The following is a 21,596-nucleotide window of genomic DNA, read 5'->3' as shown; positions in this document are numbered from 1 at the left end:
TGCTGTGACTTAAAACTGGAGCGTGACCCGTTGGCCACGCTCCACCACACTTAGAACTGGTAAACCAAGCCCAGCGCCACAATGTCGTCGGTGTTGATGCCGGTCGCATTGGTGAAGTTGTTGTCGTCCAGCAGGTTGATTTGGTAATCAACATAGGTCGACATGTTTTTGTTGAAGTAGTAGGTCGCACCTACATCAATGTATTTTTTCAGGTTCTGGCTGCCGTAACCTTCGATATCGCTACCGCGAGAGGTCACGTATGCCAGAGATGGACGCAGGCCGAAGTCGAACTGATACTGTGCAACCAGTTCCCAGTTATCCGCTTTGTTAGCGTAGCCGTAAACGTCGCCGCTGCTTGAACCGAAGCGAGTCGCGTTGTAAGAACGCGTATACATCGCGGCCAGGTAGACGTTGTTGGCGTCATATTTCAGACCGCCGGTATAGGCTGCAGCTTTATCACCACGACCCAAGATATCACCGGTGTTCTGGTTGTTAGTACGGTCAGACTGGAACATCGCTGCGCCAATACCGAAACCTGAACCCAGATCATATGTGGTGCTCAGGCCATAACCGTCGCCGTTCTCACCCAGTACATCACGACCTGAAGAGGATTCGGTAGGGTTATCATTTTTGCCCTGATACTGAACCGCGAAGTTCCAGCCATCCACCAGGCCAAAGAAGTTGCTGTTGCGGTAGGTCGCCATGCCGTTACCGCGCTGGAACATAAAGTTGTCCGCGCCGTAGGTATCGCCACCGAACTCTGGCAGTACGTCAGTCCAGCCTGCAACATCATAAATTACGCCGTAGTTACGACCGTAGTCGAATGAACCGGCATCACCGAATTTCAGACCCGCAAAGCCCACACGTGTGAAGCTGTTGGCGGTGCCTTCGCTCTCTGAGGTATTCAGAGCAGCCTGATATTCCCACTGGCCGTAACCGGTCAGTTGATCAGAGATCTGGGTTTCGCCTTTGAAGCCAAAACGCAGGTAAGACTGGTCACCGTCGTTGCTAGAGTTATCAGAGAAATAGTGCAGACCATCAACTTTGCCGTAAAGGTCTAATTTGTTGCCGTCTTTGTTGTAAATTTCAGCTGCGCTTGCTGAACCTGCAACCAGCAATGCAGGGATCATCAGGGAGAGAACGCGACGTTTCATTTTATTACCCTCTTGAATGTGCCTTTATTTATGCCACTGCTAACTGAACGATTAAAAATTCAGCCGGCAAGCCATTGTTATTTTATACAGGGCAATAATCTATCACGAAAATGATACTAAATTTCCGAAAGTGTTTCATTGTATTTAATAGTTATTTCAAAATGTAAATAACGTGGAACTTATAACCAGCACAGATCAACAAAAAATACAGCACACATTGATAAACCATTTTTTAATCGTTTAAATTCAATTAATTACATACGACTCAATGCCGCACTGAATGACAAAACTTAAATCCACTCTGCGCATACAATTACCCCCGCTATCATCATTTATTTCATTATTACCTTCATTCACCCCGAATGAGTTGTTTTACCCTAATTCCCGCCGGACATGATTGTCCGGCATTTTTTTGCCTACGATTCGCGCCATCCCTTCTTATACCAAGTAAAGTTAGTTTTAAGGGTTAAATTAACATCACCTTATTTTCACATTATTTGTTTATTTTCGCACTTTTTGTTAATTGCTTAGCATTAAATAGGAAATGTTAATTTCCGCCCGTAACAAAGATCGCTGAAATATTATCCGGCCCGTATACTTAACGCTCTCTGAGAGATTCTTTGGCTTTATTCAGCGGCTTAAGGAGATAATCCATCACGGATTTCTGACCAGTTTTTATCTCAACATCAGCCACCATACCGGGCATGATGGCAAATTTCTGACCTTGAGGGCTGAAGAGTTCTGCTTTTTGCGTTCTGACATACACGCGGTAATAGTATTGCTCGTGTTTAACCTCGTCCTGCAAGGTATCCGGTGACACGTTTTCCACTTCGCCTTTCAAATCACCATAGATAGCCGCATCATAAGCCGTCACCTTGACCACCGCCGGCAAACCAGGCCGAATGTAGCCGATATCTCGCGGACTGATGCGGGTTTCGATCAGCAACTGATCCTCCAGCGGGACGATTTCCATCAACTTGCTACCTGGCTCCAACACACCACCAACGGTTGTCACGCGAATGTCTTTTACAATGCCATGCACCGGTGAAAGCAACGCGGTGCGCGCTAACTGATCCTGTTTACCCGCTGCGACCTGTTGCTGGGCATCCAGTTCACCGTCATTCTTGACCTGTTCCTCATGAGCCCGGACATAATAGTCATTACGTACTTCATCAATTTTGCCCTGTAAATCACTGACCTGACGGCGTAATCGAATAAGGTCCACTTTGCCCGCCGCCCCGCGCAGCACCAGAGGTTGCGTGATATTGAGCTCATCCTGCACCAGTTTTAATGACTGCTGCAGATTGCGAAGACTTTCGGTGAGATTCTGCCGTCGTGACTGGTAAAGCTGAGTTTCACGCGCCACTAGCTGAGGATGTTGTAGGATATCCGCACTAAATGTCAGCGGCTGATCGTTCAGTTCGGCGTGCAGCCGCTGCGCGGAGGCACGCAACATGCGCACACGAGCAATGGCTTCGCCGAAGCTGGAGGCAAAGCGGGCTGCGTCTAATGCCGCCAGCACCTGACCGCGCTCTACAATACTGCCTTCATGCACATTGAGCTGTTTGATTATGCCCCCGTCGAGGCTGTCGATCACCTGGGCTCGGCTTGAAGGGATCACTTTGCCGGAGCCCACCGTGACCTCATCCAGCACGGCGAAGTGGGCCCACACGAGAAACAACAGCAGCGTGAGTGTACACATCCAGATAATCGCGGAGGTTTTACGCTCACGCTGAGCCAGGGCTTGATTCACCATCGCCCGATTCATGCCGCACCGCCTTTCATGCCCACAGCATGGCGTAATATCTCCTCGCGAGCACCATCGGCCACAATACGTCCGTTATCCATCACCACAATTCGCTCCACCATCCGCAGCAGAGCTGGGCGATGGGTGACCAACACCAGCGTGCGGTCCGTCATCCATTGAGACAACTGACGAATCACCTGCGCTTCCAGCGCCTCATCCATCGCCGCTGTGGGTTCGTCCAGCAGCACCACCTGGGGCTGCCGCAAGATTAATCGACTGAGCAGTATCATTTGCCGTTGCCCACCCGATAAGCCGCGCCCACCTTCCTGAATCACCCGATCAAGGCTCGCGGCATCTTGTTGCACCATCGCGAGCGCCCCGCTGATGCGCAACGCTTGCAGCATCTCTTGTTCACTCGCATGGGGATTACCGAGTAGCAAATTCTGACGTAGCGTCCCGAAAAACAAACGCGCATCCTGAGACAACCAACCCAGTTGGCGGCGCAGATCGATAGGATCAATCCCTGCCATATCCACACCATCTACCCAGACCCTCCCCTGCGTGGCTTGCGCCTGACCGGCCAACATTTTCAGCAGCGTCGATTTTCCCGCCCCCACTTTGCCGAGAATCGCCACTCGCTCACCGGGATGAATCTCCAGCTGCGCAATATTCAGGACACTCAGGTGACTTTCTTCTTCATAGCGATAGCGCACATCTTGCAACTGGAAGTGGCCTCTCAACACGGGGCAGTGCGCAAGGCTTTGGTGCTCCGGGCGGTCGAGCGGTTTTTGCAGCAGTGCATCGAGCCCTTTCATGGCTGATTTAGCATGCTGCCAGCGGGAAAACACCATGGTGAGTTGCATGAGTGGAGCGAGAGTGCGTGAAGAGAGCAAACTACTGGCCACCAGCGTACCTGTCGTAATCTGGTTGTTTAAAATCAGGTAGACACCGAAGACCAGCATGCTGGCATAGGTGAGTTGTTGCACGCTGGCCGCCCACCCGGTTAAGCGTGCCCCCCAGAGCCGTTGCTGATTGCTCACGGCGGCACTGACTTCGTGCGTTTGCTCCCACTGGCGCTGAAAATAAGGTTCCGCTTGCAGCGCTTTAATATCTTCTACACCTTCCAACGTTTCCACCAATACCGCCTGACGCAACGCCCCCTCACGAAGACCTTCCTGTGCCAGCCGAGCCATCGGAATTTGTATCAGTAAACCGGGGATCACAATCAGCGGGATAGCCAGCAGTGGAATGATCACCAGCCAGCCGCCGATGGACGCCATGATGAATAAAAACAGCAGCACAAAAGGCAGATCGGCTGCTGCACCCACGGTGGTAGAGGTCAGCAATTCTCGAACTTGGTCGATTTCACGCAGTTGCGCAATAAATGCGCCAGTGGATCGAGGACGCGCCTCATTACGGATATTCATGGCGCGTGCGAACAGCATCGAAGAGAGTTTCAAGTCGATACGCTTGCCCATGAGATCCGCCACTTGAGTGCGCATTAAACGAATCAGATACTCGATTCCTACCGCCAATAACACCCCCGAGAAGAGCACCCACAAAGTGGATTGCGATTGCGCCGGGATAACCCGGTCATAGACCTGCATTGAAAACAGAATCCCTGCCAGTGCCAGCACATTCCCGACCACGGAAGCCAGGCTGATTTCGACGATACGCCGCTGCATGCCACGAAAATGGTGCCAGAACCAATGCGGCTGATAGGGCTGCATAAACTCATCGATGCGTTGGTCACGCCCGCGGGCCGCTACACCGATGACACCGACTTCCGGTAGGCTCTGCGCCAGTAACTCGCTGAGTTGACCTTCGCGTATGACATTACCCCCCTCACTTAACCAGTAACGCACCTCTCCGGCGTGATTAATCTCTTCCAGCAACGCAATCCCACCGTTATTCAGCATCAAAAATATGGGCGTGACGTCGGGTCCCCAACGCAGTTGCTGCTGTGTCACAGAGGTACAGTGCAGGCCAAGCAACTCAGCCATGCGTGCTAGTTGTTGCAGCGGCGCCAGATGTGCAAACCAGCGCATCTGCTGCTGTAATCTAAGGTGATCAGCGGGTTTACCCCAATGCGCGGCGGCACGCAGCATGGCAGCGATCAGATTGTCGCTGTGATTCGATTGTGAGTTCATCCCTGGAATTTCCTTGAAAGGTATAACGAAAGCGCCCGCTGTTGACACGGGCGACGTATGCCTTACACCATGGTTTGTGCGGTGTGCTGCTGTTGCAGATGATCGGCGAGGGTGTATCCACTATCGCTGGCACTGTAGTGGGTATCCAATGTCCGACTGACCGCCGCATCACTTGGCTGGCTACTGTGGCTGGCGTCACTCTCACTGAGATTGACCAACAAGGCATCCACCTGCTCACTGCTCAAGCTGGCGTTGCTGTCGTGGCTTTCCACCGACACAGGCTGACTCGCACTGGCCACATTCCCGGCTTTATCCTGCGCACTGGCTTTCATCTGATAACTGCCGTCATCCAGCGTCGCCAACTGGCCCGCCAGAACAGTGAATGACCAACTGCCATCCGCTTTCACCGTGGCGCTGTAGCTTTGGTCACCCAAGCTGACGGTCACGACACTTCCCTGATCAAGATGCGTACTGGTGCCCTGAATCAGGTGCCATGTATTCACGTCTGCGGCATCAATCACACCGTCATCGAAAGGTTGATTGAGCGTCAGGGTCGGCAACTGATGGGTTGCAACAGTGAACAGCGTGTCGATGGTTTGCGTATCGTGATTGCCATATTGATCGGCTTGCGCGGCAATAGCAGAGACTGCCCCGTCTGGCAGCGCCTGCAAATCGGCAGCGCTGAGCGTCACCATGCCATCGACAGGCGTGTAGGTTTTGCCGTTAATGGTGAGTTGATTAATATTTTCGGTATAGAAGCTCAGATCGTGCTGCGCTTCGGCAAAATTCAGTGTGGTATCGCCACCGATATCGATCTCGTAATAGATATCGGGCAACTGGGTGACCACATGGAGTTCCAGCAGGGCATCCGTACTGTTATTCGCGGCATCGCTGGCATAGACACGCACTTCGCCTGGTGCGATGAAACTGGCGACCTCGGCAGCGGGGATAGTGACCTGCCAATGACCATCACTCCCTACCTGTGCCTGATAGACGGCATCGCCGCTGCAAACGCTCACTTGCTGTCCCGGAGCCAACACCGATAAGCTGCCGCTCAACGTCAGATCGCTTTGGCTTTCCTCTTTGTTGATCACGTTGTCATCGGTGACGCTGTCGAAGCTGATCTCCGGCAAGCTACTGGCGTGTGTGATTAAGGTGAGATCGTGCTGCGTGGAGGTGGTTTTGCCATTTGGATCGGTTGCGGTGACCTTCAGTGTGTACACGCCATCCTGGAAATCGTGTAAATCATCCGCACTGATAGAGGCACGCCAGTTACCGTTCGCATTGACATCACCAAGATACGTTTTGTCACCTAATGTCAGCGTGACATGGCTGCCAGTCGGCATATGCGTTGACGTACCGCGGATTACCAGATCGTAAACTCCTTCGGAGACACTCACCGCGTTATCTCCGCTTACTGGGTTCAGCGTCAACGTGGGTTTGATACTTTTATCGACATAAACGCCAAAATCGACCTGGGTATCGGTGCTGTTACCCGCTTTATCGGTGATGGTCAGCGTCAGGCTATAGTTGCCGTCGGCCAGCCCACTTAATACCGATGGCGGCATGGAAGCGTTCCAGTATCCCCATTGATTCACCGTACTGGTCCAGCTCTGATCGTTGAAGGCTAAGGTGACGGTTGCGCCAGGCTCTGATTCTGCTCGACCACGCAGATGAATGTTGTTGTTCGCCTCCCAGGCCGCTATGACACCATCCTGCGCGACGGGCTCATAAGGACGCAATGCTGCGGGTGGTGTGGTATCGACGCTGAGCGTTTGCACAGCGACTGATTCGTCAGCGACCGGATAGAGTGTCGCGGCTGACTGAAGAATCGCAGTCAGTTGTAACTCATTTTGAGATGAAGACATGGGTAACCTCATTGCAGGAAAACTTTCGCACCAGTCATTAAATCCACTAATGATTTAAGCGTACCGGCACGCCTTGTAGGCCACATAAAAGTGGCCCGTTTCGCCTGATGAAAACGGGTTACCCGCAGGTAACAAGGAGTGAATTAAGGCACAACAAAAAGTCTCCCCTGAGGGAGAAATAAAAACGATCTCGCTTTAATCCGCTTAATTAGCCGGGATGGTGCTTAACATATCGGTTTTATCTGGTCGTTGCCTACTGGCGAAAATCTGGAAACCGTAACTTTGCGAGCGCGCCAGAAAATCAGTGTGGAGGCCGCCTGCGAAGCGGCTTGTATCATCAGTATACTGCAACTATCAGAAGTGGAAATTTTAGTTAAGTCACTCCAGAAATGATTGGCAGCAGCCAGGAAAGTTCTGGAAAAGCGCAACGCCAGATAAAATATCGGTAATATGCCTGTTTCTGGCGATCATCACAGGCGAACCGATCGGTTCCCGGCAGCGGTGCGATGCCAGCTTTGATGCTAAACTTCGTCGCTTTAACAGCTAATGAAAAAATAACTTTTATGACAGCACTGGACGCCGCACAGCACAGCAACTTACATCAGCGTGTCAATCTGGGGACGCGTATCGTTTTCCTGATTGCCGGACTCGCCATGTCGGCATGGGCGCCATTGGTGCCTTTTGCCAGCCAGCGTCTGGCGCTGAGCGGTGCTTCTTTGGGCGGTTTGCTGTTATGCCTCGGCATCGGTTCGTTGGCTGCTATGCCGGTGACGGGTGCGCTGATTGCACGTTTTGGCGGCCGGCGTGTCATGCTGTGCTCCACGCTGGTGGTACTGGCAATACTTCCGCTGCTCGCCACGCTCAATGTGATGTGGCTGATGGCGGTCGCGTTGATGGTTTTCGGCGCAGGGCTGGGCATGCTGGATGTTGCCATGAATGTGCAGGCAGTCGAAGTGGAGAAAGCGGCACGTAAACCGATGATGTCAGGTTTCCATGGCTTTTTTAGTCTGGGCGGGATTATCGGTGCCGGTGCGGTTAGCCTGCTGCTCGGCAGTGGATTAACCCCGCTTCAGGCCGTGGCGGTGGTGATGGCACTGATCATCATCTTACTGGTGATCAGCCTGCCAACCTTGATGACAGAACGTTTGCACCAACCCGACCAGCCGTGGCTGGTCATCCCGCGCGGTTGGGTGGCTTTCCTGGGTCTGCTGTGCTTTATCCTGTTCCTGGCAGAAGGCGCGGTGCTCGACTGGAGCGCCCTGCTGCTGTTGCAGAATCCAGAGATGAGCGTGGTACATGCTGGCCTTGGTTATGCCATCTTCTCCATCGCCATGACCATTGGCCGCCTGACCGGAGATAAAGTCATTCAGCGCTTTGGTCGTTATCCGGTGATGTTAACGGGCGCGTTGGCCGCTACCGCCGGGATGACGCTGGCAGTGATGTTGCCGTGGCCACAGGCGGCGTTATGCGCTTTCTTGCTGGTGGGTTTCGGCCTGGCAAACACGGTGCCGATGTTGTTCAATGCGGCGGGGAATCAACGCGATATGCCATCAAATCGGGCGATTTCGGCCATGACAACATTAGGCTATGCAGGTATTCTTTCAGGTCCGGCTTTAATCGGATTTATTTCCCAGTGGCTCAGTCTGAATGGCGCATTTTTAGTTATCGCCCTGCTGCTGCTGGCCGTTGCCGCCAGTGCTCGCCTGGTTGCGCGCTAATCGCAGGATCCTGAGACGCTATGCTGCCTTACAAATTTCCTTTGACCTCCGGTAACGTCACCCGCTTTTTTGTGGTGTTCAACCTGGTGCTATTCCTTGCGCTGGGTGCCATGGTGCATAACAGCGTTAACGCGTGGATCACCGATAAACGCTACGCGATGACCGATCTGGCACGTGCCGTGCAGAAACGTATTGATGCTTCACGCTTCGCCACTTGGCAAATCTATGAGAATCTCGCCACCACAGCCGCTGGTTCAACCCCTAATAGCAATTTGCAGGAAACGCGTTTACGCCCAGATGTCTACTATCTGGAAAAAACCCGCCGCAAAACAGAAGCGCTGATTTTTGGTTCGCATGACAGCAGCACGCTCGACATGACAATGCGAATGTCCAGCTACCTGGATACGTTGTGGGGCGCGGAGAACCCGACCTGGTCCATGTATTTCCTTAATGGTCAGGATAATAGCCTGATCATGATCTCAACCCTACCGCTGAAAGACATGGCAACGCGTTATAAAGAAAACGCGATCAATACGCTGGTCGATAGCCGTCGCGCGGAAATGTTGCAGCAGGCCAATGCGCTCGATGAACGTGAGAGTTTCTCTCCGCTACGTCACTTCGCCTGGCAGAACGATCACTACTTTACCCTGCGTACCACCTTTAATCAGCCAGGCCACTTGGCCACCGTGGTGGCGTTTGATCTGCCTATCAACGATTTAATCCCACGCAGTATGCCGCTGGAAAACTTCCAGTTAATTCAGGATGCCACCCAAACCACTAATAGCAGCAGTGATGATACCACCAGTGAGAACACTCACGTCACGCTGGCAAATCCAAATCTTGAGATTGCTGCCTCACTGCCAAGTACGTCGCTGCAGCTAGTTTATCGCGTACCGCTGACCAGCCTGGCGCTGGACACACTGCACAACCTGATGTGGCCCCTGTTGATCAACTTGGTGCTGTTACTGCTGTCGATTGCCGGTATCACCTTGTTACGCCAACAGTCGCTGCGTCCGAATGAGAACCAGAGTGCAGAGCTTGATTCGCTGCGAATGTTAAATGAAGAGATTGTGGCGAGTTTGCCGGTCGGCTTACTGGTTTATGACTTTGCTACCAATCGCACGCTACTGAGCAACAAAATCGCTGAACACCTGTTGCCGCACCTGAATCTGCAAAAAATCATCAATATGTCCGATCAACATCAGGGCGTGTTGCAGGCGACCATCAATAACGAAGTGTATGAGATTCGTCACGCGCGCAGCGTGCTATCACCACACACTCAGCTGTTTATGATGCGAGATCAGGACCGCGAATTACTGGTAAATAAAAAGCTGCAAAAGGCGCAACAGGTACTGGATCGTAACCACCAAATGCGCCAGCAGCTGATGCAAAACCTGGGACATGCGCTGAATCGCCCGCTAGAGAGCATGGTGGCGCAGTTGGTCCAGCTCAGCCAACGCGATGATGATGAAACCGTATTAGATCTGCTTGATGAGAGCCAAAGTCTGGCGCGTTTGGTGGATGACATTGTGCTGCTGAACCGGCTGGAAGCGCACGACTGGTCTCCGGATAGCAGCGTATTCAACCTGCAAGAATTGCTGGACGAAATCGCGCTGGAAAGCCTGCCGCTGATGCGCCGTAAAGGGTTGTCGTTTGTGCTGAACAACCACCTTGCCAATGACGAGATGCGTTTTGGCGATCGCCGTGCATTGCGTAAAGTGCTGACGACTCTGATGCATTACGCGTTGACCACCACGCAGTGGGGTAAGATCTCGCTCGAGATTAAAGCCAGTGAGAACAAACCCAATACTGTGCTACTCCAGCTGGTGGATACGGGTTCCGGCCTGAGCGTGGACGAACTGGCGAACGTGGATTTCCCTTATCTGGGCGAAACCACGCAGGATCGATATGGTCAGGCCTCCGGCATGGCATTTTTCCTGTGCAAACAGCTGTGCAAACAGATGGGGGGACAGCTTGAGATCATTGCCAAACCCGACATCGGTTCGCGCTACAACATTCAACTGCCGCTGGCACTTGAGCAGCAGAGTGAGCAGGAAGAGAAGTTACTTGAGGGCGTCACCGCCCTTGTCGATATTGCCGTTGAAGACGTGCATAAAATTGTTTGTCGCCACCTCGAAAATTGGGGTGCGAAGTGCCTGACGTCTGATGAACGCCTGTCGGGACAAGATCATGATGTCTTTATCACGGATGATCCCGCTCGTCTGAACGGTTGGGCATTATTGCTTGCCGATGATGAGATGGGGCACCACGCGTTAAACGAGCAACAAATTCGGGTCAATTTCAACCTGAGCAATGCGCTGCTGGATGCCTTGCTCGCGCTGATTGAGAAACAACTGGCGCATGATTTGATAGAGGAGAGTAGCGAAGATGAAGCTGCCACCCCGCTATTAAGCGGCGGCTATTTCCAGCTGTTTACCGAGACAGTACCGCCTGATGTGAAGAGACTGTATACTGAAGCCGCGGAAAAGGATTATCCCTCGCTTGCTCAGACAGCACATCGCCTGAAAGGCGTGTTTGCCATGTTAAATCTGGTACCAGGTAAACTGCTATGTGAAGCGTTAGAACAACACATAAAAGCATGTGACGATTTAACCATTAAAAATACCACCAGTGAAATTGACGACTATGTCAACCAACTGCTGCAGCAAGGTAACCAATAAGATGAATAACTTGAATGTAATTATTGCCGATGACCATCCGATCGTTCTGTTCGGTATCCGTAAGTCTCTGGAACAGATCGAATGGGTCAACGTTGTAGGTGAGTTTGAAGACTCAACAGCACTGATTAACAGCCTGTCCAAACTGGACGCTAATGTTCTGATCACCGATCTCTCCATGCCCGGCGAGAAGTACGGTGATGGTATCACCCTGATCAAATATATTAAGCGCCACTATCCGGATCTCTCAATTATCGTTCTGACCATGAACAATAACCCAGCGATCCTAAGTGCCGTGCTGGATCTTGATATCGAAGGGATCGTGCTGAAACAAGGCGCACCTACGGACCTGCCAAAAGCGCTGGCTGCTCTGCAGAAAGGCAAGAAATACACGCCGGAAAGCGTGGCAAAACTGCTGGAGAAAATCAGTGCTGGCGGTTACGGTGATAAGCGTCTGTCACCGAAAGAGAGTGAAGTACTGCGTCTGTTCTCTGAAGGTTTTCTCGTGACCGAGATTGCCAAAAAGCTCAACCGCAGTATTAAGACCATCAGTAGCCAGAAGAAGTCTGCCATGATGAAACTGGGCGTAGATAACGATATAGCGCTGCTGAATTACCTCTCTTCTGTTAGCGCCACCCAGGTCGATAAAGAGTAATCACATCAGGCGCACTTCGGTGCGCCTGATTGTTTTACCTGCAAGAAAATATCCCAGTCACTCGCGCAGTTACCCTTCCCTGCTCTTCCTGACCCGCTCAGCGTATACCGCCAGTGTGGTTTTCAGCACATCCAGCGTGACCGGTTTAGACAGACAGTTATCCATCCCCGCATCCATACAACGCTGTTTCTCTTCTGCCAGCGCATTCGCTGTAACCCCGATCACCGGGAAGGCATGTCCTAACTGACGCAGGCGCTGAGTCAGACGATAGCCATCCATGTTCGGCATGTTGACGTCACTCAATACGATATCGATATGGTTGCGGCTCAGCACATTGAGCGCATCCACGCCATCCTGCGCCGTTTTCGTTTGATAGCCCAAGGTGCCCAACTGCTCTGACAACAACATTCGGTTAATAGGATGGTCATCGACAATCAGGACCATAATATCGTCGTAGTTCGCGGCTTCCTGTGGGACTGGCAGCTGCAGGGTTGTGGTGGTTTCGCTATTGATATTGATACGGTAAATACGTCCCAACAGCAAAGGGAGGTCGTGTAAGGTCGCGGTACTGTGAATCCATTGGTTAGGCGCCGTCTCCTGCGGCATGTCAATGTGTTCCCCACACAGACGAATACGCGCCAACACCGTCTGCTCGGAGAGGTCATCGTGATCGCTGATGATTACATCATCACTGGATGCCTGGCCGTGGTAATAGGCCACCTGAATTCCCTGCTGTTGCAGCAACCGCTGCAGGAAACTGGCGAGATAATCATTGCGCAGATCCAGCCAGATAGCTTTTTCCTGTAAACCATCCAGCAGGGGCGGCGCAGGCTGCTGGCCTGAGTAGATTGGAATACGCACCACAAACTGGCTGCCCATACCCGGCTCAGAATCGACCTCAATATCACCGTCCATCATGTTGATCAGCTTTTCACAGATCGCCAATCCCAGGCCGGTTCCCTGGAAATTGCGCTGTACGCCTGAACCGACCTGGAAGAACGGATCGAAGAGGCGTGTCACCTCTTTGGCCGGAATACCCACACCGGTATCGCGCACGCGGAAGGCCAGATAGCCCTCTTTCACATAAGCATGCAGAATGATGCAGCCAGTATGAGTGAATTTGATGGCGTTATTCAGCAGGTTAGATATCACCTGCTGTAGGCGCATCGGGTCGCCGTCCAGCGTCAGCGGCACATCGTTTTCGATAAAGACATAGAGCGTGAGGCGCTTACGCACCACCAGTGACAGGTAGTTGCTGGCAATATGGTTGACCACCTCGCGAGGTGAAAACGGGCGTGGCTCGATCTTGAGTTGCTCAGACTCAATTTTCGAGAAGTCGAGAATATCGCTGATAATTTTCAGCAGCAGGCTCGACGAGTTGTTCATCGCGGTGACCAGAGAATCGACACCTTTCGGCAACGCTTTGGTTTGCAACAGATCGAGGTTACCAATAATGCCGTACAGCGGTGTACGCAGCTCATGGCTAACGGTGGCAAGGAACATCGACTTCGACTGGCTAGCCTGTTCTGCGGCATGCGCCATTTCCTGCAGCGACTGCTCCATGCGCACACGCGCTGAGACATCGACCAACACGCAAATCGCCACATTTTCATTACGATAACGCGAATGCACGAAGCTGATTTGCAGGTTAGTGTTAGTGCCTGTCAGCACATCCACAAAGTTGACCTGCTGACCACCGATAATCTCATTCAAACGCTGGCGATCTTCCTGCGTCAATAACGTCAGGTAGTTATGTGCCAGTTCGTTACTCAAAATATTGGTGCCATCGCTGGTGCGCAGAATACAGATGCCGACAGGGGCTGAGGCAACAATTTTGCGGTTGAACTGTTCATGCTCTTCCAGGCGGTGTGCATTGTCTTCTGCGGGCAGGAACATGCGGCGTTCAAAAACCCATGCCAGCGTGAACAGCACCAGCGCACTGAGGATATTCAGCAACAGCGCATTAATCAGCATCAGCTTCAGCTGATCCATCAGCACATTAGTCGGCAGCGACCAGACTACGTTTAGATTGGATGGCGGCAGCGGTTTTTTTAGTACCAGTTGACGATAACCATCCAGATAACCAAACCAGGAGCTGTCATCGGGTAAATCATCGAGTGAATAGCCAGGTCCACCACGGATGGAGCTGAGCAGAGGACGGTAGTTTTCATCTGTAATGGTCGCCACCAGCGGCAAACCGCCCGGTTGAATAAACTCATCCAGACGAATATTTTGTTCAACACCCAGCAACGCCTGCAATTTATTCGCCACGTAGACTGGCATCACCATATAGAAATTCCCGACGCCAGGCTGGCTGCTGGCGGTAATCCAGTACATCGGATTACGACGCTCATCTTCGTTGCCACTGCGATAATGCAGTACACGCTCACGCAATGCTTTCAGACTGCGTTCACGGTCAACCGAGTTGTTACTGCCAATCGAGAAATCTGCCAGGCACTGATTTTCACCACCAATAAAGAACACGCGGTTCAGTTCATAGGCCGAGGCGAAATTGCTCTTCCAGTAATTGATGAAGTAACTCAGCGAATCAAGAGAGTTGCGCCAAGTATTGCTCATTGATGTGCAATCCCCGTCGGAAAACAGCGGCGTGAATTGCGGCAGTGTGCCTTTGCTGGTGGGTAAGCCGTTGAGCACATCCAACCCGTTGGCACTGTTACTCAAGCGATTCTCGGTGATGTACTTCAACTCTCGCATGACATCGGCGGAGTGGCGTACATACCACTCCGCCTGACCGTAATTGGTCTCAAACTCCTGACGAACCGCGTTCTCTTTCTCGTGCAGCACATTAATAATGAAGAAGGTGGTCAGTAAGGCACCCAGCGTCCAAAGCAGCAGCGCCAGCGCACGGAACAGATAGCGCGATATGCGGAGCGTGGTACGGAAGGAGACGAGATATTTCAAAGGAGACTCACTGGCAGCAAGGGGTGGTCAGGATAGTGAAAAGTTCTCATACACTAGCTTTATCGGCCCTAAAAAGCCAGTCAGGACGCGACTTTGGGAGTAAATCTCAGACAAAAAAACGGCAGGTCAGTTACCCGACCTGCCGCTTCACTATTTAGCGTCTATCCGTGGTGGATTACTCTTCGTCATCCGCTTCCGGCGCATCGTCGCTGTCTACTTCCGGCGCGATATCATCCTCGCCTTCCGCGACGCTTCCGTCGATGGCATCGAGTTCTTCCTCTTCCACCGGTTCAGCGACACGTTGCAGACCCACAACATTTTCATCTTCTGCTGTACGGATCAGGATAACACCTTGGGTGTTACGCCCTACCACGCTGACTTCCGACACGCGCGTACGCACCAGCGTACCCGCATCGGTGATCATCATGATCTGATCGCCATCCACCACCTGTACCGCGCCAATCACTGGCCCGTTACGTTCGGTGACTTTAATGGAGATGACACCCTGTGTCGCACGCGATTTGGTTGGGTACTCGCTGTTGGCAGTACGTTTACCGTAGCCGTTTTGCGTCACGGTAAGGATGGCACCCTCTTCACGCGGCACAATCAAGGACACCACTTTGTCGTTCTCAGCCAGCTTGATACCCCGCACGCCCGAGGCTGAACGGCCCATGGCACGTACTGCGGTCTCCGCGAAGCGCACCACTTTACCGGCGGCAGAGAAGAGCATGGCTTCATCGCTACCGTTGGTCAGTGCAACACCGATCAATTCATCATCTTCACGCAGGTTGATGGCGATGATACCGGCGCTACGTGGGCGGCTGAATTCCTGCAGAGCGGTTTTCTTAACGGTACCGTCAGCGGTGGCCATGAAGATGTTAAAGCCTTCAGTGTACTCACGCACTGGCAGAATAGCGGTGATACGTTCGTTGGCTTCAAGTGGCAGCAGGTTAACAATTGGGCGACCACGTGCGCCACGGCTTGCTTCTGGCAACTGGTAAACTTTCATCCAGTAGAGACGGCCACGGCTAGAGAAGCACAGAATGGTGTCATGGGTGTTAGCCACCAGCAGACGATCAATAAAGTCTTCTTCTTTAATACGTGCTGCGGATTTGCCTTTGCCACCACGACGCTGCGCTTCATAGTCGGTCAGCGGCTGATATTTGACATAACCCTGATGCGACAGCGTGACCACAACATCTTCCTGATTAATCAGGTCTTCGATGTTGATGTCAGCGCTGTTAGCAGTGATTTCAGTACGACGCTCATCTCCAAACTGATCGCGCATTGCTACCAGCTCTTCACGGATCACTTCCATCAAGCGCTCTGCGCTCTGCAAGATGTGGATCAGCTCAGCGATTTGGTCCAACAGCTCTTTGTATTCATCGAGCAGTTTTTCATGCTCCAGGCCGGTCAGTTTCTGCAGACGCAGATCCAGAATCGCCTGAGCTTGCTGTTCGGTCAGGTAGTATTGACCGTCACGGATACCGAACTGGGCTTCAAGCCACTCAGGACGCGCCGCATCATCACCGGCACGTTCCAGCATGGTGGCCACGTTGCCCAGATCCCATGGCTGTGCCAACAGGCCCGCTTTCGCTTCGGCTGGGGTTGGCGCACGACGAATCAATTCGATGATCGGGTCGATGTTAGCCAGCGCAATCGCCAGGCCTTCAAGGATGTGTGCACGGTCGCGGGCTTTGCGCAGTTCGAAGATAGTACGGCGCGTCACCACTTCACGGCGGTGGCGCACGAAAGCTTCAATGATGCCTTTCAGCGTCATGATCTTCGGCTGGCCCTGATGGAGTGCCACCATGTTGATGCCGAAGGAGACTTGCAGCTGCGTCAGCGAATAGAGGTTGTTAAGCACCACTTCACCGACCGCATCGCGTTTGATCTCGATGACGATACGCATACCGTCTTTGTCAGATTCATCACGCAGGCCGCTGATGCCTTCAACACGCTTCTCTTTCACCAGCTCGGCAATTTTCTCGATCAGGCGCGCTTTGTTTACCTGATACGGGATTTCATTGACGATGATGGTTTCGCGGCCGGTTTTGGCGTCGGTTTCAATCTCACCGCGTGCGCGGATATAAATCTTACCGCGACCGGTGCGATAGGCCTCTTCGATACCACGACGGCCGTTGATGAACGCCGCAGTCGGGAAATCCGGACCGGTGATGTGCTCCATCAGGCCTTCAACGGTGATGTCTTCATCTTCGATAAAGGCGAGGCAGCCGTTGATCACTTCCGTCAGGTTGTGCGGAGGTATGTTGGTGGCCATACCGACGGCGATACCGGACGAGCCGTTCACCAGCAGGTTTGGAATTTTGGTCGGCAGAACTTCAGGGATCTGTTCGGTGCCATCGTAGTTCGGCACGAAATCGACGGTCTCTTTTTCGAGGTCCGCCAGCAGTTCGGAAGAGATCTTCGCCATGCGCACTTCGGTATAACGCATCGCTGCGGCGGAGTCGCCATCAACGGAACCGAAGTTACCCTGACCATCTACCAGCATGTAGCGCAGGGAGAACGGCTGGGCCATACGAACGATACTTTCGTAAACCGCGGAATCACCGTGTGGGTGATATTTACCGATCACGTCACCGACCACACGGGCCGATTTCTTATAAGGTTTGTTCCAGTCGTTACCCAGTTCGCTCATGGCAAAAAGCACACGGCGGTGCACCGGCTTCAAGCCATCACGCACATCGGGTAAAGCTCGGCCAACGATGACCGACATGGCGTAATCGAGGTAGGAGTTTTTTAACTCTTCTTCGATATTGACCGGTGTAATTTCTCTCGCAAGGTCGCTCATGGAGCCGCTATCCCTCTACATAATGCCGGTTTTTAATGGTGCGAAAGTATATCACAGTGGTTGCCCTCGGTGAACGTAAAGCAGGGTTTAATGCCGCTTTTCCTTACAGGTGAGAGATGCGCTAGCAAGAGTTAAGCGTTTATACTGAGGGAATATTTTGTCAGGAGTCGTGATTCAATGAGTGAACAACCGCAGGAAAGCCGCCAAAACGTCGACCACGCTGAGATTGCCAAGTTTGAAGCAGTGGCATCGCGCTGGTGGGATTTAGAGGGTGAATTTAAGCCGTTACACCGCATCAATCCCCTGCGTCTTGACTGGATTGCCCAGCACAGCAATGGCCTGTTTGGTAAGAAAGTGCTGGATGTCGGCTGTGGCGGCGGGATTTTGGCAGAAAGTATGGCACGCGAAGGTGCCAACGTGACCGGGCTGGACATGGGTGCCGAGCCGCTGGAAGTGGCACGGTTACATGCGCTGGAGAGCGGTGTGAGCGTGAACTATGTGCAGCAGACCGTGGAAGATCATGCGATTAGCCATGCGGGTGCCTATGACGTCGTGACCTGCATGGAGATGCTGGAACACGTTCCTGATCCACGTTCTGTGGTGTTGGCTTGCGCGCAGTTGGTGAAGCCGGGTGGCGAAGTGTTCTTCTCGACGATTAACCGCAATCCTAAGGCATGGTTACTCGCAGTGTTCGGTGCCGAATACGTGATGCGCATGGTGCCGCGCGGCACGCATGACGTGAAAAAGTTTATCCGCCCCTCAGAGTTGCTGAACTGGGTTGATGAGACGCCATTGCGCGAGAGGGGGATGATTGGCCTGCACTACAATCCGCTGACCAATCAGTTCCGTCTGGGACGTGGTGTGGATGTGAATTACATGGTGCATACACATCGTCAGGATTGATCTTCCTGCTGCCCACTCTTCATTAAGCTGTGCCGAACTGCTGAACGGTTGCTGTGCATGGCACAATGCTTGTCAGTTAAGTTCCTGCTCAGGTGAGGCTGCCGTTTTAATAAATGGCAGTCTTTTTACATGTGCGATTGAGTATGTTGGTGCGGGCCACAGCACCTCTGCTGCTGCCGGGCCGTCCTCGCGCCGCTGCGCGGTGCCTTCGGCTGCAACGTCGTGCCGGCCGGATCGTTCGGGTACGGCCGTCCTGGCCTACCCGAACTGCCTGTCGCATCCCTGCGACTGGCTCCTGGCACAACGTCTCCGCCTCAGCGCTGCGAATAGCCCTTGCAGCATCAGAGGCGCTGCGGCCTCAAACACTGTGCCCTTTGTGGCAGTAAAAACGCTATCGCCCGAGCCATCTCGCCTTTTGTAGCATTAAAAACGCTATCGCCTGAGTCATTGCGCCCTTTCCAGCAGCGTAAACAGATGTTAGCAAGCAGGCTGGTGCCGCTCTGGGGCGGGCATTTCGCAGCGCTGAACGGAATGAGGAAGCCAGGAGAGCCAGCATGGATGCTGGCGAAAGGTGCAGCCGGGACAGGGAAAGTCCCGTCTGCACCGGTCCGTCAGGCTGACGAGTGAAGTGAAGGTACCGCGTGAGCAGCGCGAGGACCGCCAGCCCCAGAGCGGCACCAGACTGCGTTATCACCTGTGCCATCAGTCCAGAGCGGCACCAGACTGCGTTATCACTTGTGCCATCAGTCCAGAGCCGCATCAGACTGCATTATCACTGATTGCTTAACAGACAAGCATCACGCTATGCCCATTGCATTACTCGGGAAAAATCCCCTTAAACGCGGTTTTCTTTCTCGGTTCGCTCATCAGCGCCTCTAGCGCATCGACGCAGGCCAGATAATGCGGCGTTTTCTTGTGTGCTAACACCGCGGCCTGATCCGTGTAAGCTTCATAAATATAGAAGCGTGTCGCTTCACTACTGTCCTGCAAAACGTCAAAACGCAGATTGCCAGGCTCCTGTAATGCCCCTAAATGATTGAGCTTAAACACCCGCAAAAACTCGTCGATACAGTCGGGCTTCACGTTGATCTCTACCAGCGTTACTTCCATCGGCTTGTTCCTTTCATCACGATTTGCAGAGTGGCAATCCTGGCCAAGCTCGTTGAATAAAACTCTCGCAGCGATCACAGTTCAAACTTTCAACGGTGGGCTAAGCCCTTCATCTGGAGGTGAAAACACCCACTCACAACTATCTTTGCAGTAACACCCGTTGGGCCGTCGGTGTGGAGCACTCTTTCCTTCTCAACAGGAGTTTCGTGATGACACACGCCCCGCATTTGATGGCGCTCGACGCCGGCACCGGTAGTATTCGCGCCGTGATTTTCAATCTTCAGGGTGAGCAGGTCGCCGTGGCGCAAGCTGAATGGCGTCACCTCGCCCTGCCCGATGTGCCAGGCTCAATGGAGTTTGATCTTGAACACAACTGGCAACTTGCCTGTCAGTGCATTCGCCAGGTGCTGCAACAGTCACAGTTGCCTGCCAAGGCAATACGGAGCGTGGCCTGCTGTTCAATGCGCGAAGGTATTGTGCTTTATAACAAAGCGGGCGAGGCAATTTGGGCATGCGCCAATGTGGATGCCCGTGCCAGCCGCGAGGTGAGTGAACTTAAGGAAATTCACCACGGCCAGTTTGAGCGCGAAATCTATCAGTGTTCAGGACAAACGCTGGCACTGGGCGCGATGCCGCGTCTGCTGTGGCTGGCGCATCATCGACCTGATGTTTATCGTCAGGCCGCCACCTTAACCATGATCAGCGACTGGCTGGCGAAATGTCTCAGCGGTGAACTCGCCGTGGACCCTTCAAACGCTGGCACCACCGGCCTGCTGGATTTACACACGCGGCAATGGCGCCCTGACCTGCTAGAGATGGCGGGATTGCGCGGGGATATCTTGTCCCCGGTGGCTGAAACCGGCAGCAAGCTAGGAGAGATTACGGCCGAAGCTGCTCGCCAGTGTGGCCTTGAGCAAGGCACGGTGGTCGGTATGGGCGGCGGTGATGTGCAGCTTGGCACACTGGGGTTAGGCGTCGTGAATGCGGGTGAAACCGCTGTGTTGGGGGGCACCTTTTGGCAACAAGTCGTGAACTTGCCACAACCGCAGGTTGATCCTCAAATGAACATTCGCGTTAACCCGCATGTGATCCCCGGTATGGTACAGGCGGAAGCGATCAGTTTCTTTACCGGCCTGACCATGCGCTGGTTCCGCGATGCGTTTTGCGGCGAAGAGAAACTGCTGGCAGAACGCCTGGGTGTGGATTGCTACAGCTTGCTAGAAGAGATGGCGGCACGCGTCCCCGCCGGTTCGTGGGGCGTGATGCCGGTGTTCTCCGATGCGATGCACTTTAACAAGTGGTATCACGCTGCGCCTTCCTTTATTAATCTTTCCATTGATCCTGAACGCTGCAATAAACAGACGTTATTTCGGGCGCTGGAAGAGAATGCCGCCATTGTTTCGGCCTGCAATCTGGATCAGGTGGCCGCCTTTTCCGGTGTCCACACCTCACAACTCGTGTTTGCGGGTGGCGGCTCCAAAGGGAAACTGTGGAGCCAGATATTAAGTGATGTGACGGGGTTAACGGTGAAAGTGCCGCAGGTGAAAGAAGCCACCGCCTTGGGCTGCGCTATCGCTGCAGGTGTTGCTGCTGGGGTGTACCGCAGTTTGCAGGAAACGGGACAGCAGTTAGTACGCTGGGAACGCGAATTTCATCCCAATGCAGAACATCATCAACTCTATCAGAAGCAAAAAGCCAACTGGCAGAAAGTCTATGCCGACCAACTCACCTTGGTGGACAGTGGGTTAACCACCTCGATGTGGAAAGCGCCAGGTTTGTAACTCACTGCTATCCAGATCAATTTCCTTTTAGACGCGAACCACCCTTTTTTGTAGGCTGGATTGGTCACAAAAAATTCATAAGCAATTTTAGATAAGTT

Annotated in this window: 12 protein-coding genes; 5 read left to right on the top strand and 7 right to left on the bottom strand. The window is 53.0% G+C overall.

The window, feature by feature from the left end; translation table 11 throughout:
* Positions 1–50 precede the first annotated feature (50 nt).
* From ompC to F3J38_RS16970, 4 genes are all read right to left on the bottom strand, one after another.
* Complete coding sequence (gene ompC, locus F3J38_RS16985) at positions 51–1,154, bottom strand: porin OmpC (RefSeq protein ID WP_084934634.1); 1,104 nt, start codon at positions 1,152–1,154, stop codon at positions 51–53.
* Between the two features lie 598 nt (positions 1,155–1,752).
* Positions 1,753–2,922, bottom strand: coding sequence for a beta-barrel domain-containing protein (locus F3J38_RS16980; RefSeq protein ID WP_167140331.1), 1,170 nt, complete (start codon positions 2,920–2,922; stop codon positions 1,753–1,755).
* Positions 2,919–5,051, bottom strand: coding sequence for a type I secretion system permease/ATPase (locus F3J38_RS16975; protein WP_167140329.1), 2,133 nt, complete (start codon positions 5,049–5,051; stop codon positions 2,919–2,921). Before F3J38_RS16975 ends, F3J38_RS16980 begins: the two co-directional genes overlap by 4 nt.
* A 62-nt stretch (positions 5,052–5,113) precedes the next feature.
* Positions 5,114–6,919 carry an Ig-like domain-containing protein gene (locus tag F3J38_RS16970; RefSeq protein ID WP_167140327.1) on the bottom strand — a complete coding sequence of 602 codons (1,806 nt, stop codon included), beginning with the start codon at positions 6,917–6,919 and terminating at the stop codon, positions 5,114–5,116.
* A 563-nt stretch (positions 6,920–7,482) separates the two neighbouring features.
* Between F3J38_RS16970 and F3J38_RS16965 the strand changes: the two genes are divergently transcribed.
* From F3J38_RS16965 to rcsB, 3 genes are read left to right on the top strand one after another with little or no spacing between them, the layout of a single operon-like run.
* Entirely contained in the window at positions 7,483–8,637 is a 1,155-nt protein-coding gene (locus F3J38_RS16965) for an MFS transporter (protein ID WP_167140325.1), read from the top strand.
* Positions 8,638–8,660: 23 nt separating this feature from the next.
* A complete protein-coding gene (gene rcsD, locus F3J38_RS16960) occupies positions 8,661–11,318 on the top strand; it encodes a phosphotransferase RcsD (RefSeq protein ID WP_167140510.1) in 2,658 nt (885 codons plus the stop codon).
* Between the two features lies 1 nt (position 11,319).
* Positions 11,320–11,970 carry a response regulator transcription factor RcsB gene (gene rcsB / locus F3J38_RS16955; protein ID WP_167140323.1) on the top strand — a complete coding sequence of 217 codons (651 nt, stop codon included), beginning with the start codon at positions 11,320–11,322 and terminating at the stop codon, positions 11,968–11,970.
* Positions 11,971–12,039: 69 nt separating this feature from the next.
* Here rcsB and rcsC read toward each other — a convergent pair whose 3' ends face one another.
* Both rcsC and gyrA read right to left on the bottom strand, forming a co-directional pair.
* Positions 12,040–14,892, bottom strand: coding sequence for a two-component system sensor histidine kinase RcsC (gene rcsC / locus F3J38_RS16950; RefSeq protein WP_167140321.1), 2,853 nt, complete (start codon positions 14,890–14,892; stop codon positions 12,040–12,042).
* Positions 14,893–15,067: 175 nt separating this feature from the next.
* Entirely contained in the window at positions 15,068–17,704 is a 2,637-nt protein-coding gene (gyrA, locus tag F3J38_RS16945) for a DNA topoisomerase (ATP-hydrolyzing) subunit A (RefSeq protein WP_167140319.1), read from the bottom strand.
* 177 nt (positions 17,705–17,881) lie between these two features.
* Here gyrA and ubiG point away from each other — a divergent pair, with 177 nt between their 5' ends.
* Entirely contained in the window at positions 17,882–18,607 is a 726-nt protein-coding gene (gene ubiG, locus F3J38_RS16940; protein WP_167140317.1) for a bifunctional 2-polyprenyl-6-hydroxyphenol methylase/3-demethylubiquinol 3-O-methyltransferase UbiG, read from the top strand.
* 816 nt (positions 18,608–19,423) lie between these two features.
* Here the strand turns inward: ubiG and lsrG are convergent.
* Positions 19,424–19,717: a (4S)-4-hydroxy-5-phosphonooxypentane-2,3-dione isomerase gene (gene lsrG, locus F3J38_RS16935; protein WP_167140315.1), complete on the bottom strand. Its 294-nt coding sequence runs from the start codon at positions 19,715–19,717 to the stop codon at positions 19,424–19,426.
* 209 nt (positions 19,718–19,926) lie between these two features.
* On the opposite strand from lsrG, the gene lsrK reads away from it, so the two are divergent.
* The gene (lsrK, locus tag F3J38_RS16930; protein WP_167140313.1) at positions 19,927–21,498 is read left to right on the top strand and encodes an autoinducer-2 kinase; all 1,572 of its coding nucleotides are present in this window, start codon (positions 19,927–19,929) and stop codon (positions 21,496–21,498) included.
* Positions 21,499–21,596: the final 98 nt, after the last annotated feature.

Origin of the sequence: Candidatus Pantoea formicae (genome assembly GCF_011752625.1) — a bacterium.
Taxonomy (GTDB): Bacteria; Pseudomonadota; Gammaproteobacteria; order Enterobacterales; family Enterobacteriaceae; genus Pantoea; species Pantoea formicae.
The sequence above is the reverse complement of the archived record's forward strand: the minus strand, read 5'-3'. Positions and strand labels throughout refer to the sequence as shown.

What these genes read in the sequence shown, in the direction of transcription:
- F3J38_RS16975 (WP_167140329.1), bottom strand. Translation starts at nt 5,051, where the DNA reads ATGAACTCACAATCGAATCACAGCGACAATCTGATCGCTGCCATGCTG.
- F3J38_RS16980 (WP_167140331.1), bottom strand. Translation starts at nt 2,922, where the DNA reads ATGAATCGGGCGATGGTGAATCAAGCCCTGGCTCAGCGTGAGCGTAAA.
- lsrK (WP_167140313.1), top strand. Translation starts at nt 19,927, where the DNA reads ATGACACACGCCCCGCATTTGATGGCGCTCGACGCCGGCACCGGTAGT.
- ompC (WP_084934634.1), bottom strand. Translation starts at nt 1,154, where the DNA reads ATGAAACGTCGCGTTCTCTCCCTGATGATCCCTGCATTGCTGGTTGCA.
- gyrA (WP_167140319.1), bottom strand. Translation starts at nt 17,704, where the DNA reads ATGAGCGACCTTGCGAGAGAAATTACACCGGTCAATATCGAAGAAGAG.
- lsrG (WP_167140315.1), bottom strand. Translation starts at nt 19,717, where the DNA reads ATGGAAGTAACGCTGGTAGAGATCAACGTGAAGCCCGACTGTATCGAC.
- rcsB (WP_167140323.1), top strand. Translation starts at nt 11,320, where the DNA reads ATGAATAACTTGAATGTAATTATTGCCGATGACCATCCGATCGTTCTG.
- F3J38_RS16970 (WP_167140327.1), bottom strand. Translation starts at nt 6,919, where the DNA reads ATGTCTTCATCTCAAAATGAGTTACAACTGACTGCGATTCTTCAGTCA.
- F3J38_RS16965 (WP_167140325.1), top strand. Translation starts at nt 7,483, where the DNA reads ATGACAGCACTGGACGCCGCACAGCACAGCAACTTACATCAGCGTGTC.
- ubiG (WP_167140317.1), top strand. Translation starts at nt 17,882, where the DNA reads ATGAGTGAACAACCGCAGGAAAGCCGCCAAAACGTCGACCACGCTGAG.